General features: G+C 73.3%; 11 protein-coding genes and 1 pseudogene. 5 read left to right on the plus strand and 7 right to left on the minus strand.

Annotated elements, in window-relative coordinates:
• Nucleotides 1-738 precede the first annotated feature (738 nt).
• Nucleotides 739-5379: an ATP-dependent helicase gene (locus tag ACSLIC_RS21060; protein ID WP_436739260.1), complete on the minus strand. Its 4641-nt coding sequence runs from the start codon at nucleotides 5377-5379 to the stop codon at nucleotides 739-741.
• 208 nt (nucleotides 5380-5587) lie between these two features.
• Between ACSLIC_RS21060 and ACSLIC_RS21065 the strand changes: the two genes are divergently transcribed.
• From ACSLIC_RS21065 to recX, 5 genes are all read left to right on the plus strand, one after another.
• Nucleotides 5588-5782 carry a DUF3046 domain-containing protein gene (locus tag ACSLIC_RS21065; RefSeq protein ID WP_436739261.1) on the plus strand — a complete coding sequence of 65 codons (195 nt, stop codon included), beginning with the start codon at nucleotides 5588-5590 and terminating at the stop codon, nucleotides 5780-5782.
• 181 nt (nucleotides 5783-5963) lie between these two features.
• On the plus strand, nucleotides 5964-7181 hold the full coding sequence (locus ACSLIC_RS21070; RefSeq protein ID WP_436740435.1) for an AI-2E family transporter: 1218 nt from the start codon (nucleotides 5964-5966) through the stop codon (nucleotides 7179-7181).
• A gap of 22 nt (nucleotides 7182-7203) precedes the next feature.
• Nucleotides 7204-7461 (plus strand): hypothetical protein, encoded by a 258-nt coding sequence (locus tag ACSLIC_RS21075; protein ID WP_436739262.1) that lies wholly within the window; start codon nucleotides 7204-7206, stop codon nucleotides 7459-7461.
• Nucleotides 7462-7816: 355 nt separating this feature from the next.
• Nucleotides 7817-8932: a recombinase RecA gene (recA, locus tag ACSLIC_RS21080; RefSeq protein ID WP_436739263.1), complete on the plus strand. Its 1116-nt coding sequence runs from the start codon at nucleotides 7817-7819 to the stop codon at nucleotides 8930-8932.
• Nucleotides 8933-8938: 6 nt separating this feature from the next.
• Nucleotides 8939-9661, plus strand: a complete 723-nt coding sequence (recX, locus tag ACSLIC_RS21085; RefSeq protein ID WP_436739264.1) for a recombination regulator RecX — start codon at nucleotides 8939-8941, stop codon at nucleotides 9659-9661.
• A gap of 32 nt (nucleotides 9662-9693) precedes the next feature.
• Here the strand turns inward: recX and ACSLIC_RS21090 are convergent, their stop codons facing one another.
• The 6 genes and pseudogenes from ACSLIC_RS21090 to ACSLIC_RS21115 form a co-directional block, all read right to left on the minus strand.
• On the minus strand, nucleotides 9694-9831 hold the full coding sequence (locus tag ACSLIC_RS21090) for a hypothetical protein (protein ID WP_436739265.1): 138 nt from the start codon (nucleotides 9829-9831) through the stop codon (nucleotides 9694-9696).
• 138 nt (nucleotides 9832-9969) lie between these two features.
• Nucleotides 9970-10594, minus strand: a pseudogene (locus ACSLIC_RS21095) (nitroreductase family protein).
• Between the two features lie 103 nt (nucleotides 10595-10697).
• Nucleotides 10698-12317 (minus strand): FAD-dependent monooxygenase, encoded by a 1620-nt coding sequence (locus ACSLIC_RS21100; protein ID WP_436739266.1) that lies wholly within the window; start codon nucleotides 12315-12317, stop codon nucleotides 10698-10700.
• A 249-nt stretch (nucleotides 12318-12566) separates the two neighbouring features.
• The gene (locus ACSLIC_RS21105) at nucleotides 12567-13460 is read right to left on the minus strand and encodes an amino acid ABC transporter permease (RefSeq protein WP_436739267.1); all 894 of its coding nucleotides are present in this window, start codon (nucleotides 13458-13460) and stop codon (nucleotides 12567-12569) included.
• Nucleotides 13457-14122: an amino acid ABC transporter permease gene (locus ACSLIC_RS21110; protein WP_436739268.1), complete on the minus strand. Its 666-nt coding sequence runs from the start codon at nucleotides 14120-14122 to the stop codon at nucleotides 13457-13459. The genes ACSLIC_RS21105 and ACSLIC_RS21110 overlap by 4 nt, the downstream gene beginning before the upstream one ends.
• A gap of 96 nt (nucleotides 14123-14218) precedes the next feature.
• The gene (locus ACSLIC_RS21115; RefSeq protein WP_436739269.1) at nucleotides 14219-15052 is read right to left on the minus strand and encodes a glutamate ABC transporter substrate-binding protein; all 834 of its coding nucleotides are present in this window, start codon (nucleotides 15050-15052) and stop codon (nucleotides 14219-14221) included.
• Nucleotides 15053-15098: the final 46 nt, after the last annotated feature.

Consider the following 15098-nt stretch of genomic DNA (forward strand, 5'->3'; position numbering starts at 1 on the left):
ACGCGGGCCGCGTCTGCGCAGGTCGTACGCGGCGTACGGGGCCGGGGCGGGCGGGCCTCGGCGGCGGTGGACGCGGGGCACGCTGCCTGCCTGCGGGGCAGGCGTAAGGGCGGCCGTCGGCGGTGCGGGGGACCACCGCCGACGCGGGTGCACGGCCGACTGGAGAGCCGCACGGTACGGGATTCGCGCCCCGGCGGGCCGTTCGCCGCTCCTCGCGAGGCGGCGGCCGACTGGAGTGGCGGTGAAGGGTTCGCCGCGTTGCGCGGTTGCCCTGCGGGCGTGCGGGGTGCCGCCAAGCGCGGCGTCGGAGGCGCTGTGGTTCCTGGCTCGGCCAGCGACGTCGTGTGGCGCACCGTCGTCGCAGACCTGGGTGGAGCGACGTGGCGCGCTGTCTGCCGGGCCGAACGAGCGGGAGGGGGCTTGCCCGAGCCGAAGGTTCCGGTCGGGTCACCGTGACGTAGCGGTCCGCCGGTCAAGCCCGGCCGCTGCCGTCACCCTCGGCGGCAGCGGGGCGCCTTGTCCGGTTCGGCCGACCCGGCCGAGGACGCTACCTGTGCGCTGCGCGGGGCTCGGTGCCGTCAGCCGATGGACGGCGCCGGCCCTGTCGCGCGCGGGGCGCGGCGGGCAGGGCCGACCCGGAGACCGGGGCGCACGTCCCCCGCGGACCATGCCGGGCAGCCGGTCCGGCCGTTCCCCTGCACCTCGTCGAGGCCGCCCCGGCGACCGACCGCGCTCCTCTCATCGCCCCCCACGCAGCCGCAGGCCCCGAGGCGTCGCGTGGAAGCCCGCGTTCTCCAAGTAGGTGCCGACCGGAGAGGTCAGCGCGGGCTCGCCGTTGATGCGTGCGACCGTGACCGTGCCGAGGGAGCCCCCGGCGGCCGAGCCGGCGAGGGCGTGGGCGGCGCCCTCCAGGCGGGGGTCCGGGGCGGAGGGGTCGTCCGCGGTGGTGGAGGGCCAGGCCAGGAGGGTCTTCCCGCCGCGTTCCATGTACATGGCCAGCTCGCCGTCGACCAGGACGACCATCGCCCCTGCCTTGCGGCCCGGTTTGTGCCCGGCGCCGGTCGGCGGCTCGGGCCAGGGGAGGGCCGCGCCGTACGCGTTGGCCGGGTCGGCGGCCGCCAGGACCAGGGCCTGCCGGGGCTGCCCGCCGGTCTCCCGCTCGGCGGCCGTCGCGGAGGCGCGGAGCCGGTCCACCGCACCGTCCATCGCGAACTGCGCCGCGCCCAGCCCTTCCACCACGTAACCCCTGCGGGCCTGCCCGCTGTCCTCGAAGGCGGACAGGACGCGGTACACCGCGGAGAAGCCGCCCTCGACGCCCTCCGCCGCCACCGCGCCCCGCGTGACGACGCCGTGCCGGTCCAGGAGGGTGCGGGCCAGCGCGTGGGCCCGCAGGGTCGGGTCGGGTTCGAGCGGGGGCAGCAGCGACCAGCGGCCCGCGACCGTCGGCGGGCCCGTCCGCGAGGCGGGGCGCGGCGCGGCGGAGAGCCCGCCGAACCTGCCCCGGGGGACGCCGCGGCGCGCCCGGTGCGCGGTGGACCCCGCGGTGCGGCCGGAACCCAGGAGGGCGCGCAGCGGCGCGACCGTGTCGTTGGTGAGCCGGCCCGACCAGGCCAGGTCCCAGACGGCATCCGCCAGCGCCTGGTCGGACGCGGTCGGGTGGACGGCGCGGACCTGGTCGGCGACCTGACGGAAGAACAGGCCGTACCCTCCGGCGAGCGCGTCCAGCACCGCCTGGTGCAGCGGTGTCAGCTCCAGCGGGTGCGGGGGCGGCAGCAGGAGCGGCGCGTTGTCCGCGAGGTAGAGGCAGACCCAGCCGTCCTTGCCGGGGAGCGAACCGCTGCCCGCCCACAGCAGTTCCCCGGTGGCCGTCAGCTCGTCGAGCATCGCCGGCTGGTACCGCGCCACCCGGGAGGGCAGTACCAGCTTCTCCAGCGCGGAGGCCGGTACGGCCGCGCCCTGGAGCTGCTCCACCGCGCGGACCAGCCCGTCCAGTCCACGCAGCTCCTGCCCGCCCAGATGCTGCCACGGCGGCAGGAACCGGGCGAGCGCCGTCGGCTCCACCGGCTCCAGCTCCTGGCGCAGCGCCGCAAGGGAGCGGCGGCGCAGTCGGCGCAGCACCGTCGCGTCGCACCACTCCTGGCCGACGCCCGAGGGATGGAACTCGCCCTGGACGACGCGCCCGCTCACGCCGAGCCGCTCCAGTGCCCCCTCGGTGACCGCCCGCCCGAGGCCGAACCGCTCGGCCGCCGCGTTGGCCGTGAACGGGCCGCGGGTGCGGGCGTACCGGGCGAGGAGGTCACCGAGCGGGTCCTTGACCGGCTCCGTGAACGCCTCGGGGACGCCCACCGGCAGGGCCGCGCCGAGGGCGTCGCGCAGCCGCCCCGCGTCCTCGATCGCCGCCCAGTGCTCCACCGCCGCGATCCGCACCTCGATGACACGGCGCGCCGCCGTCAGCTCCCGCGCCCACGCCGGGTCGGCGCCACGCTCCGCCAGCTCCGCCGAGGTCAGCGGACCCAGCACCCGCAGCGCGTCGGCGACCCCCTCGGCGTCCTTGATCCGGCGGTCCTCGGTGCGCCACTGCAGCTCCCGCTCCAGCTCGGCCAGCACCTCCGGGTCCAGCAACTCCCGCAGCTCGGCCTGGCCCAGCAGCTCGGAGAGCAGCCGCGAGTCGAGCGAGAGCGCCGCCGCCCGCCGCTCGGCCAGCGGCGAGTCGCCCTCGTAGAGGAACTGCGCGACGTACCCGAAGAGCAGGGAACGGGCGAAGGGGGAGGCCTCCGGGGTCGTCACCTCGACCAGGCGGACGCGGCGGGCCTCCAGGTCGCCCATCAGCTCGGTCAGGCCGGGCACGTCGAAGACGTCCTGGAGACACTCGCGGACCGCCTCCAGCACGATCGGGAACGAACCGAACTCGCTCGCCACCTGGAGCAGTTGCGAGGCACGCTGCCGCTGCTGCCACAGCGGGGTGCGCTTGCCGGGGCTGCGGCGCGGCAGCAGCAGTGCGCGGGCCGCGCACTCCCGGAACCGCGAGGCGAACAGCGCCGAGCTGCCCACCTGGTCGGTGACGACCTGCTCGATCTCGCCCTTGTCGAAGGTGACGTCCTGGGCGCCGACCGGGGACTGCTCCGCGTCGAACGCCGTACCCGGGCCAGACGGCTCGTCGTCCAGCAGGTCCAGGCCGAGGAGGTCGGCGTCGGGCAGCCGCAGCACGATGCCGTCGTCGGCGTGCATCACCTGGGCGTCCATGCCGTACCGCTCGCTCAGCCGCGCGCCCAGCGCCAGCGCCCACGGGGCGTGCACCTGCGCGCCGAACGGCGAGTGGATCACCACCCGCCAGTCGCCCAGCTCGTCCCGGAACCGCTCCACGACCACCGTCCGGTCGTCCGGGACGTGCCCGCACGCCTCACGCTGCTCCTTGAGGTACGTCAGGACGTTCTCCGCCGCCCAGGCGTCCAGACCCGCGGCGAGCAGCCGCAGCCGGGCGTCCTCCTCGGGCAGCGCCCCGACCTCCCGGACGAACGCGCCCAGCGCCCGGCCCAGCTCCAGCGGACGCCCCAGCTGGTCGCCCTTCCAGAACGGCAGCCGCCCCGGCACGCCCGGCGCGGGGGAGACCAGGACCCGGTCGCGGGTGATGTCCTCGATCCGCCACGAGGTCGTCCCGAGGGTGAAGACGTCGCCGGTCCGCGACTCGTAGACCATCTCCTCGTCCAGCTCGCCGACCCGGCCGCCGCCCTTCTTCGGGTCCGCGCCCGCCAGGAACACGCCGAACAGGCCGCGGTCGGGGATGGTGCCGCCGGAGGTCACGGCGAGCCGCTGCGCCCCGGGACGGCCCGTGACGGTGCCCGCGACGCGGTCCCAGACCACGCGCGGGCGCAGCTCGGCGAAGGCGTCCGAGGGGTAGCGGCCCGCCAGCATGTCCAGCACCGCGGTGAACGCCGACTCCGGCAGTGAGGCGAACGGGGCGGCCCGCCGCGCCAGCACGAGCAGGTCGTCGAACTGCCAGGTGTCCATCGCGGTCATCGCCACGATCTGCTGGGCCAGCACGTCCAGCGGGTTCGACGGGACCCGTAGCGCCTCGATCCGGCCCTCCCGCATCCGCTCCGTCACCACCGCCGACTGCACGAGATCGCCCCGGTACTTCGGGAAGACCACGCCGGTGGAGACCGCGCCGACCTGGTGCCCCGCGCGCCCCACCCGCTGGAGCCCCGACGCCACCGACGGCGGCGACTCGACCTGCACCACCAGGTCCACCGCGCCCATGTCGATGCCCAGCTCCAGGCTGGAGGTGGCCACCACGGCGGGCAGCCGGCCCGCCTTCAGGTCCTCCTCCACCTGGGCCCGCTGCTCCTTGGAGACCGAACCGTGGTGGGCGCGGGCGATCAGCGCGGGCGCCCCGGAGGCCGAGGACGCGGCGCCCATCAGCTCGGCCGGGGAGTGGTCCTCGGGCGGGGCCTCGCCGGTGGCGCGCTCGTAGGCGATCTCGTTCAGCCGGTTGCACAGGCGCTCGGCGAGGCGGCGGGAGTTGGCGAAGACGATGGTCGAGCGGTGCGACTGGATCAGGTCGGTGATGCGCTCCTCGACGTGCGGCCAGATCGAGGGGCGGTCGCCCGGCCCCTCGTCGCTCACCGGCGAGCCCCCCAGCTCGCCCAGGTCCTCCACCGGCACCACCACCGACAGGTCGAACTCCTTGCCCGACGCCGGCTGGACGATCTCCACCCGGCGCTGCGGCGAGAGGAAGCGCGCCACCTCGTCCACCGGCCGGACCGTCGCCGACAGCCCGATCCGGCGGGCCGGCTTCGGCAGCAGCTCGTCCAGCCGCTCCAGGGAGAGTGCCAGGTGCGCACCGCGTTTGGTGCCCGCCACCGCGTGCACCTCGTCGAGGATGACCGTCTCCACGCCCGTCAGCGCCTCCCGTGCCGCGGACGTCAGCATCAGGAAGAGCGACTCGGGGGTGGTGATGAGGATGTCCGGCGGCCGCGTCGCCATCGAGCGCCGCTCCGCCGCCGGGGTGTCGCCCGAACGGATGCCGACCCGCACCTCCGGCTCGGCCAGCCCCAGCCGCACCGACTCCTGCCGGATACCCGTCAGCGGACTGCGCAGATTGCGCTCCACGTCCACGGCGAGGGCCTTCAGCGGAGAGACGTACAGCACCCGGCAACGCTTACGGGACTCGGCGGGCGGCGGCGACGACGCCAGCGTGTCCAGCGCGGAGAGGAAAGCCGCCAGCGTCTTGCCGGAACCGGTCGGCGCCACCACCAGCACGTCCGAACCCTCGGCGATGGCACTCCACGCCCCCTCCTGCGCGGCGGTGGGCGCCGAGAAGGCCCCGGTGAACCACTTCCGGGTCGCCGGCGAGAACGTGTCGAGCGCTGAACGTGCCATGGCTCCCATCGTGCACCCCACCACCGACAACCACCGGTCCACGCCGTGGACACGCAGGTCACGCGCGGGGCGGCCCGGCGCACCGCGGACCCATGGAACGGCAGAGCGCCCACCCCGGGCGCCCGCCCACCCGGGACACCTCCGTCGCCGTCACGGCCGGAGTGCGGGCCCTCGCCGGCCGACCCGCGCCGGGCGCGATACTGGTCCCATGCGGCTGACGGTTTTCTGGGAACTCATGGCGGACCACTTCGGCGCGGGCTACGCCGAGACCTTCGCCCGCGACCACGTCATGGCCGAACTCGGCGGGCGCACCGTGCACGAGGCGCTCGACGCGGGCTGGGAGGCGAAGGACGTCTGGCGTGCGGTCTGCACCGCCGTGGACATCCCCGCCGAGCGCCGCTGACCGGGCGCCGGACGTCCACCGCGTGCCGATGTGACCCGGTCGATCTCCCGGGTGGTCCCGCACCGTCCCCCCGGTGGGCGAGACTGACCCCGTGTCATCGACAGACGAGAGCGCGAGCCCTGCCGACCGCCCCGCCCCCGGCGCCGTAACGGAACCCGACCGGCCGCCCCAGGCGCCGGCCATGCCCCGGTGGCTGCCGCGCGCCATGGTGATGGCGCTGGCCCTCGTCGCCGCCTTCCAGCTGGGCACCTGGGCGTTCCACCAGCTCACCTCGCTGCTGATCAACATCCTGATCGCCTTCTTCCTCGCCCTCGCCATCGAACCGGCGGTCAGCTGGATGGCCGCCCGGGGCATGCGCCGCGGCCTCGCCACCGCCACCGTCTTCCTCAGCCTGCTCGTCGCGAGCGCAGGTTTCGTGACCCTGCTCGGCTCGATGCTGGCCGGGCAGATCGTCAACATGGTCGAGGACTTCCCCGAGTACCTGGACTCGGTGATCAGCTGGATCAACCAGACCTTCCACACCGACCTGTCCCGCCTGGAGGTCCAGGACAGCCTGGTCCACTCGGACTGGCTGCAGCGGTACGTGCAGAACAGCGCCACCGGTGTCCTGGACATCTCCGCGCAGGTCCTCGGCGGCCTCTTCCAGCTGCTGACCCTCGCCCTCTTCGCCTTCTACTTCGCCGCCGACGGGCCCCGCCTGCGCCGCGCCCTGTGCTCGGTCCTGCCGCCCGCCCGCCAGGCCGAGGTCCTGCGCGCCTGGGAGATCGCCGTCGACAAGACCGGCGGCTACCTCTACTCACGCGGCCTCATGGCGCTGATCTCCGGCATCGCCCACTACGTCCTGCTCCAGTGGCTCGGCGTGCCCTACGCCCCGGCCCTCGCCGTCTGGGTCGGCCTGGTCTCCCAGTTCATCCCCACCATCGGCACCTACCTGGCCGGCGCCCTGCCGATGCTCATCGCCTTCACCGTCGCCCCCTGGTACGCGCTGTGGGTGCTCGGCTTCGTCGTCGTGTACCAGCAGTTCGAGAACTACATGCTCCAGCCCAAGCTGACCGCGAAGACCGTCGACATCCACCCCGCCGTCGCCTTCGGCTCGGTCATCGCGGGCACCGCCCTCCTCGGCGCGGTCGGCGCCCTGATCGCCATCCCCGCCGTCGCCACCCTCCAGGCGTTCCTCGGCGCGTACGTCCGCCGCTACGACGTCCACGACGAGGCCCGCGTCAGCGGCCACCGGCGCCGGGCGCCGGGCCCCGTCCTGCTCAGGGTCCGCAAGGCGCTGCGGATGCCCAACGAGGAGACCGCGGGCCCGGACGTCATCACCCCGTCCGAGTCGCTCCCCGGTGAGGAGGGCGGGGCGACCCGGGCGGAGCCCGGGGACACGCCGGAAGGCCGCGGCTAGCCGGCCCCGGTCGCCCGCCCCGGTGAACAGGGGAGTCCCCGGCGCCCAGGACGACCGGTGCCAGGTGCGGGGAGAGCACGCCGACCAGCTCCGCGTCGAACGCCGACCGGATGGTGGTGGCGCCCATCAGGACGGTGTCCAGGTCGGTGCCGCTTCCGGCCGACGCCGCCTCGGCATGCTCACGGGCGGCGGCGACCGCGTCGGCCACGCCGGTGGTGACGGTGCCGTGGTCGGCGCCGGAGCTGTCGTGATCAAGGACTCCCTGACCGCACCCTGGTGACCGGAGCGGCCGCGTTCGCGCGCGAACGGTGGGGCGACCGAGTCACACGGGGCGGCGCGGGGGTGGGTGGCACCGGCCGGGCGCGCCGTCGGACCCGCCCGGCCCGCGATGCGCGAATCCCGTGATCACCGAGGTCCGGCCGGGCGGGACGACGGCCCGGCCCGCGCCGTGTGGCACGCTTGACACGGAAATCGAACATCTATTCTTATGAAGAACCTGGCGATGCGGCGCCCCGGTTCCAGCGGTTCGGGGGCGGAGTTATCCACAGCCGCGAGGGCGTCGAGGCGCATTGTCAGTGCCAGGCGTTAGCGTTTTCGACGTGAAGCGAACGACTCAAGCAAATCGGGTGGAACCCATGGCAGGAACCGACCGCGAGAAGGCGCTCGACGCCGCGCTCGCACAGATTGAACGGCAGTTCGGCAAGGGCGCCGTCATGCGCATGGGCGAGCGGCCGAACGAGCCCATCGAGGTGATCCCCACCGGCTCGACCGCCCTGGACATCGCCCTCGGCGTCGGCGGCCTGCCCCGCGGCCGCGTCGTCGAGGTCTACGGTCCGGAGTCCTCCGGCAAGACGACCCTGACCCTGCACGCCGTGGCCAACGCCCAGAAGGCCGGCGGCCAGGTGGCCTTCGTCGACGCGGAGCACGCGCTCGACCCGGAGTACGCCAAGAAGCTCGGCGTCGACATCGACAACCTCATCCTGTCCCAGCCGGACAACGGCGAGCAGGCGTTGGAGATCGTCGACATGCTGGTCCGCTCCGGCGCGCTCGACCTGATCGTCATCGACTCCGTCGCCGCCCTGGTGCCGCGGGCCGAGATCGAGGGCGAGATGGGCGACTCCCACGTGGGTCTCCAGGCCCGCCTGATGAGCCAGGCCCTGCGGAAGATCACCAGCGCGCTCAACCAGTCCAAGACCACGGCGATCTTCATCAACCAGCTGCGCGAGAAGATCGGTGTGATGTTCGGCTCCCCGGAGACGACGACCGGTGGCCGCGCCCTGAAGTTCTACGCCTCGGTCCGGATCGACATCCGCCGCATCGAGACGCTCAAGGACGGCACGGACGCGGTGGGCAACCGCACCCGCTGCAAGGTGGTCAAGAACAAGGTCGCCCCGCCCTTCAAGCAGGCCGAGTTCGACATCCTCTACGGCCACGGCATCAGCCGTGAGGGCGGCCTGATCGACATGGGCGTGGAGCACGGCTTCGTCCGCAAGGCAGGCGCCTGGTACACCTATGAGGGCGATCAGCTGGGGCAGGGCAAGGAGAACGCCCGCAATTTCCTCAAGGACAACCCCGACCTGGCCGACGAGATCGAGCGCAAGATCAAGGAGAAGCTCGGCGTCGGTATGCGGCCCGACCCGGCCGGCTCGGAGGCAGGGGCCGACACCGCGGCCACCGAGGAGGCCAAGACCGTGCCTGCTCCGGCGGCCAAGGCGACCCGGGCGACCAAGGCCGCGGCGGCCAAGGGCTGATCCGCCGTGGCGCAGTGGGCCAGGCGTCCGGACGCCGACGATCACCCCCGGGAGCAGGGCGCGCCCCTGCCCGGCCCCCCGTGGCCCGATCCGGGCGACAGGGGCACCGGACCGGAGGACGACCCGGCCGGTGCGGGGGCCGGCCGGCGGCGTGGGCGCGGACGCCGCCCGGACGGCGGTATGACCGGTGGTTCCTCCTTCGCGTCGAGGGCCGGGAGGGAGGAACCACCTCAGGACCCGGCGGAGCGCGCACGCGCCATCTGCCTGCGCCTGCTGACAGGGACGGCCCGCACCCGCAGCCAGCTCGCCGAGGCCCTGCGTAAGCGGGAGATCCCCGACGAGGTGGCCGACGAGGTGCTGACCCGGTTCGAGGAGGTCGGCCTGATCGACGACGAGAAGTTCGCGGACGCCTGGGTCGAGTCCCGCCACCACGGGCGGGGCCTGGCCCGGCGGGCACTCGCCCGGGAGCTGCGGACCAAGGGGGTCGACGCCGCCGTGGTCGACGAGGCGGTCTCCAAGCTCGACCCTGAGCAGGAGGAGCGCACCGCCCGCGAACTGGTCGACCGCAAACTCCGCTCGACCCGTGGCCTCGACCGGGACAAGCGGCTGCGACGGCTCGCGGGGATGCTCGCCCGCAAGGGGTACGGGGAGGGACTGGCGCTGCGGGTCGTGCGCCAGGTGCTGGAGGAGGAGGGGGAGGACGTGGAGGAGCACATCTGGGGCGACTGACCGGTGAGGACCACGGGACCGCGCTTCGCCGGTCAGTCCCCGGCCGCCCGGCGGTAGGGGGTAGCCGGCACGGTGACGGTCAGGCCGGTGGCGCGCCACGCCTGGAAGCCGCCGACGAGGCCGTCACCGAGCTGACCGCCTTCAAGGAGTTGGCCGTCTCCCGGCCACACGGCACGACGAGATCCAGCGCCTGCGGCAGCAGTCGGCGAAGGTCACCAACTTCCGCAGGTTCCCTGCCACACCCAACAGCGCAGCGCTGTTCGGCTCATGCGACGGGGTCTCCGCAGTGGACCTCGACCGGTCGGCGGTCACACCCCGATGAAGCTCACGGTTTCCGTCATCTCCGCCCGCCCCGTACGCAGCCGTTGCGCGCCTTCCTTCTCGAACCCCACCACGACTCCGCAGAACAGTACGGGCGCGTCGTCGGCTCCGACCATCTGGCTGACGGTCTTGCGATACATCGTCCACATCACCTGGGGCAGCTGCGCGAGCCTTCCGCCCTCAACAACAGCAGGACCGGCTGCAAGCACATCCCCGCGTCCCCCACTGTCCGGGCCCCGTCGCGCGGTCGAGGTAGCAGAACGGTACGACTGGCGCTCCGAACGCCTCCGAGTTCAAGGCGGCGATCTTCTTGGGCCTGTCGAGGCCGTCACGCTCGATTCCCAGTGCTCCGTACCGCTGGGCGGCTGCGGCGGAGAACCGGTCCAGATACGGCGAGTCAGCTCGGCCGGGTACATCGGATACTCCCGCTCGTCACCCGGGTCGCCCGCCAGTGCTCTGGCCGTCGCGCGACTCTTCAGGTCGGCCAGGGGCTCACCGGTCACGACGTACACATGCCACGGCTGGAGTTCCCACTGGACGAGCCCGCGTCGCTGCCGCCAGCACACGGTCGAGTGTCTCCTTGCATATGGCTGGAGCGCCCGCGAGGGCGATCGGGGGAGGGAAAGGGGGGTTTCACCGCACCGCCCGTTCCACCGCCCGGCCGCGGGCACACCGCCCGTTCCCACCGCACTGCACGCCGCTCACCGCACCCCGCTCACCGCACCGCTCGTGCCGCCTCCTCGCGGTCGACGGTGTCCGGGCCGCACACCGTGCGTGCCGCCGCGCGCAGTCGGGACTCGTCGACGCCGCTGAGGGGGAGGGCGAGGTGGCCGTCGGGGCGGACGAGGAGGACGGTGTGGGCGGCGGCGCCGGGGTAGGTCTCGGCGACGAGGAGTTCGGCGGGCTGGGGAAGGCCGGCGACGGCCTCGGCCAGGCGCGGCATGAGACCGGCCGTCATCCAGTGCCGCCGGTCCCAGACCCCCGTGCCGGGCGCGACCAGGACCACCAGCAGGGCGGTGCGGCCCAGCCGGTCGCGGAGCCGGACCGTCGAGCCGTCCTCGGCGGTGACGGGCACGTCGGTGACCAGGCCGCCGACGCCGGTGTCGACGCTGGTGCGCGGGTGGTCCGGAGCCGGGGTGAGTGGCGAGCGGAGGTGTGCCGGGGGCGCGCCGAGGGGCCCCCGGCCGAGGCGGCCGTCGCTGTACAGCGCCTCGTGGCCGCGGGGCGAACCGGGCAGCAGGGGGCGCAGCGGGGAGCCGCCGCGCAGTATCGGCAACGACTGGTCGGCTGCGCGCAGCCGGGAGGCGATCACGGCGCGGCGCTCCTCCTGGTAGCTGTCGAGGAGGGCCTGCCCGGCGTGTCCGTGGCGGACCAGGGCGAGCTTCCAGGCGAGGTTGTCGGCGTCGCGCAGCCCCTCGTCGACCGCCGGGGTGCCGAGGGCACCCAGCAGGTGCGCGGCGTCCCCGGCGAGCAGGACCCGGCCCGAGCGCCAGCGCCGGGCGAGGCGGTGGTGGACGGTGTACACGCCGGTGTCGAGGAGGTCGTACGGCGGGGTCGTGCCGTCGGTCCAGCCGGCCAGGGTGGCCCTCACCCGCGCCACCAGCGCCTCGGGGGTGACGAGTTCGCCGCCGGGCGGCAGCAGCCAGTCGATGCGCCAGTGGTCGCCGGGGAGCGGCCGGGCGGTGACCTCGGTGCCACAGCCGCGCCACGGCGGGTTGCGGTGCAGGACCTCCTCGCCGGCGAACGGCAGGGCGCAGCGGACCGCGGCGACGGCGTGCCGTTCCACGGCGGTGCGGCCGGGGAAGCGGATGTCGAGGAGTTTGCGGACGGTCGAGCGGGGGCCGTCGCAGCCGACCAGGTGGCTGCCGCGCCACGTCGTTCCGTCGGACCCGTCCGCGGCGCCGTCCGCGCCCGCCGCGGCGGTGTGCGCGGTGACCCCGCCGCCGTCCTGGTCGAGCCGGTCGAGGCGGGTGCCGCGGACCAGACGGGCGAGGGGTTCGCGGCCGAGGGCCTCGCGCAGGGCCCGGGTGAGGGTGTGCTGCGGCAGGTGGAGCGGGGCTGGCAGCGCCTCGTCGAAGGTGTGGGCGGCCAGTTCCTGGCGGCGGCGCAGGGAGCGTACGCCGGTCAGCCGGGTGCCGCCGCGGGTGAACCCGGTGCCGGCGAGGCGGGCCGCGAGCGCTGCCGTGTCCTCGCGCAGGACGACGGTCCTCGCGCAGCGCTCCTCGTCGTCGCCGGTGCTCTGGTCGAGGACGACGGTGGGGACCTCGTGGCGGGCGAGCGCCAGCGACAGGGCGAGCCCGGCGGGTCCCGCCCCGACGATGATCACCGGGTCCACGGGGCCGCCTCCCGGGGTGCCTCAGGGGCAGGTGAGAGGGGTGGGGCAGGGCGGGAACTGGCAGCTGGAGCCCGGTGCGCGATCACAGAACGTATGCAACCTATTGCCGCTGTCCGCGTCAAGCGACGAAAGGCGGCGACATGATCGTCGCCGCCTTTCGCGGGTCTTCCCGGCCACCGTGCCGTGCGGCGGCCCGGCCGGCCGGGAAGAGGGGGTTGTTCCTGGGGTGGGAAGGCCCCAGGCGGGCCGCTACCGGGGGCCGCCGTCGGTGTCCGCCTTGGCGCCCACCGTCTTGGCGTCCTCGACGGCCGCCGCGCCGAGCACGGCACCGCTGGACTTCTTCCGCCGGCGCAGCCACTTCTCCAGCCACGAGGCGAAGGTGGTGAGGATCAGGTTGAGCACGACGAAGATGACCGCCACCACGATGAAGCTCGGGATGGTGTTGCCGTAGAAGGCGCTCATGGTGCCCCGCGAGCGGAGCAGTTCGGTGAAGCCGATCATGGCGCCGCCGAGCGCGGTGTCCTTCACGATGACGACCAGCTGGCTGACGATCGCCGGCAGCATCGCGGTGACCGCCTGCGGCAGCAGGATGAACCGCATCGTCTGGCTCTTGCGCAGGCCGATCGCCCGGCCCGCCTCGGCCTGGCCGCGCGGCAGCGACAGGATGCCGGCCCGGACGATCTCCGCGAGTACCGAGGCGTTGTACAGGACGAGGCCGGTGACCACGGCGTACAGCGGGCGGATGTCCGGCTCGACGGAGCCCGAGTACAGCTCGTTGGCGAAGACCATCAGGATGAGGACCGGGATGGCGCGGAAGAACTCCACGACCGTGGCGGCGGGAACCCGCACCCACGCGTGGTCGGAGAGCCGGGCTATGCCGAAGACCGCGCCCAGGGGCAGGGCGATGACCATCGACAGGGCGGCGGCCTTCAGGGTGTTGCCGAGGCCCGGCAGCAGGTAGACGGTCCAGGACGAGGACTCGGTGAAGGGCTTCCACTTCGCCCATTCGAGGTGGCCCTTGTCGCCGAGCGCGGAGACCAGCCACCAGACGCCCGCCGCCAGCACGACGGCGAAGACGGCGGAGACGATCAGGTTGCGCACCTTGGCGCGCGGACCCGGGGTGTCGTACAGAACGGAGCTCATCGCTTCACCGCCAGCCGCTTGCCCAGCCATCCCATCAGGAGGCCGGTGGGAAGTGTCAGGATCACGAAGCCGAGGGCGAAGACGGCGGTGATCAGCACCAGTTGCGCCTCGTTCTCGACCATCTCCTTCATCAGGAGGGATGCCTCGCCGACGCCGATCGCCGCCGCGACCGTGGTGTTCTTGGTCAGCGCGATCAGGACGTTGGCCAGCGGCCCGATCACCGTGCGGAACGCCTGCGGCAGCACGATGAGGGTGAGCACCTGGGTGAAGTTCAGCCCGAGGGCGCGAGCCGCCTCGGCCTGCCCCACCGGGACGGTGTTGATGCCCGAGCGCACCGACTCGCAGACGAACGCGGCCGTGTAGGCGCTGAGTCCGAGGACCGCCATCCGGAAGGCGATGTCCTTGACGCCCTCGCCGCCGAGGGTGAGCCGGAAGGTGTCGGCCAGGCCCAGCGAGGTGAACACGATGATGACCGTCAGCGGAATGTTCCGGACGATGTTCACGTACGCCGTGGCGAAGCCACGCATGAGGGGCACGGGACTGACCCGCATCGCGGCCAGCACGGTGCCCAGGACGAGGGAACCGGCGCCCGAGAGGAGGGTGAGCTTCACCGTCACCCAGAAGGCCCCGAGCAAGTCATAGTCTTGAAGAAAGTCGAACACGATCTCCCGCGCTCTCGCATGGATGGGCGGCGCGGCACGCCGCCCGCGTCGGGGCGGCGTGCCGGCAGGACTTCGGTCGTAGCGACCCGAGGGCCGCTACTTGACGACCTTGCCGTTCTTCGGGGCGGGCTCGTTCTTGTAGTCGGCCGGGCCGAAGTTGGCCTCGACGGCCTTGTCCCAGCTGCCGTCCTCGACCATCTTCTCGAGGGCCTTGTTGATCTTGCCCTTGAGGTCGGAGCCCTTCTTGACGCCGATGCCGTAGTTCTCGTTGGACAGGCTCAGGCCCGCCAGCTTGAACTTGCCCTTGTACTGCTCCTGCGCGGCGTAGCCGGCGAGGATCGAGTCGTCGGTGGTCAGCGCGTCGACGGCACCGGTCTGGAGTCCTTCGAGGCACTCGGAGTAGCCGCCGTACTCCTTGAGCTCGGCGCCCTTGGCGAACTTCTCCTTGACGTTCTGCGCCGAGGTCGAGCCGGAGACCGAGCAGAGGATCTTGCCGTTGAGGTCCTCGGCCTTGCCGATCTTGTCGTCGGCGCGGATCAGTACGTCCTGGTGGGCCAGGAGGTACGGGCCGGCGAAGTCGACCTTGGCCTCGCGCTCGTCGGTGATCGAGTACGAGGCGGCGATGAACTCGACGTCGCCGCGCGAGAGGGCGTTCTCGCGGTCGGCGCTCGGGGTCTCCTTGAAGTCGATCTGCTTCTCGGAGTAGCCCAGCTCCTTGGCCACGTAGGTCGCGACGTCCACGTCGAAACCGGTGAAGGTGCCCTGCGGGGTCTTCTGGCCGATGCCGGGCTGGTCGAACTTGATGCCGACCTTGATCGTCTTGCCGCCGTTCTTGCCGCCGTCCTCGGACTCGCCCGACCCGCAGGCGGTGGCGGTCAGGGCGAGGGCGAGGACGGCGGCCGAGGCGGCCGAGACCTTGCGGAGGTTCATCGTGGACATCCTTTGTAGTCAGGGGGTTCGACAGCGTGTACGCGGC

Origin of the sequence: Streptomyces sp. BBFR102, from assembly GCF_051397025.1 — a bacterium.
Classification (GTDB): domain Bacteria; phylum Actinomycetota; class Actinomycetes; order Streptomycetales; family Streptomycetaceae; genus Streptomyces.

What these genes read in the sequence shown, in the direction of transcription:
- ACSLIC_RS21060 (WP_436739260.1), bottom strand. Translation starts at nt 5,379, where the DNA reads ATGGCACGTTCAGCGCTCGACACGTTCTCGCCGGCGACCCGGAAGTGG.
- ACSLIC_RS21065 (WP_436739261.1), top strand. Translation starts at nt 5,588, where the DNA reads ATGCGGCTGACGGTTTTCTGGGAACTCATGGCGGACCACTTCGGCGCG.
- ACSLIC_RS21070 (WP_436740435.1), top strand. Translation starts at nt 5,964, where the DNA reads ATGCCCCGGTGGCTGCCGCGCGCCATGGTGATGGCGCTGGCCCTCGTC.
- recA (WP_436739263.1), top strand. Translation starts at nt 7,817, where the DNA reads ATGGCAGGAACCGACCGCGAGAAGGCGCTCGACGCCGCGCTCGCACAG.
- ACSLIC_RS21105 (WP_436739267.1), bottom strand. Translation starts at nt 13,460, where the DNA reads ATGAGCTCCGTTCTGTACGACACCCCGGGTCCGCGCGCCAAGGTGCGC.
- ACSLIC_RS21115 (WP_436739269.1), bottom strand. Translation starts at nt 15,052, where the DNA reads ATGAACCTCCGCAAGGTCTCGGCCGCCTCGGCCGCCGTCCTCGCCCTC.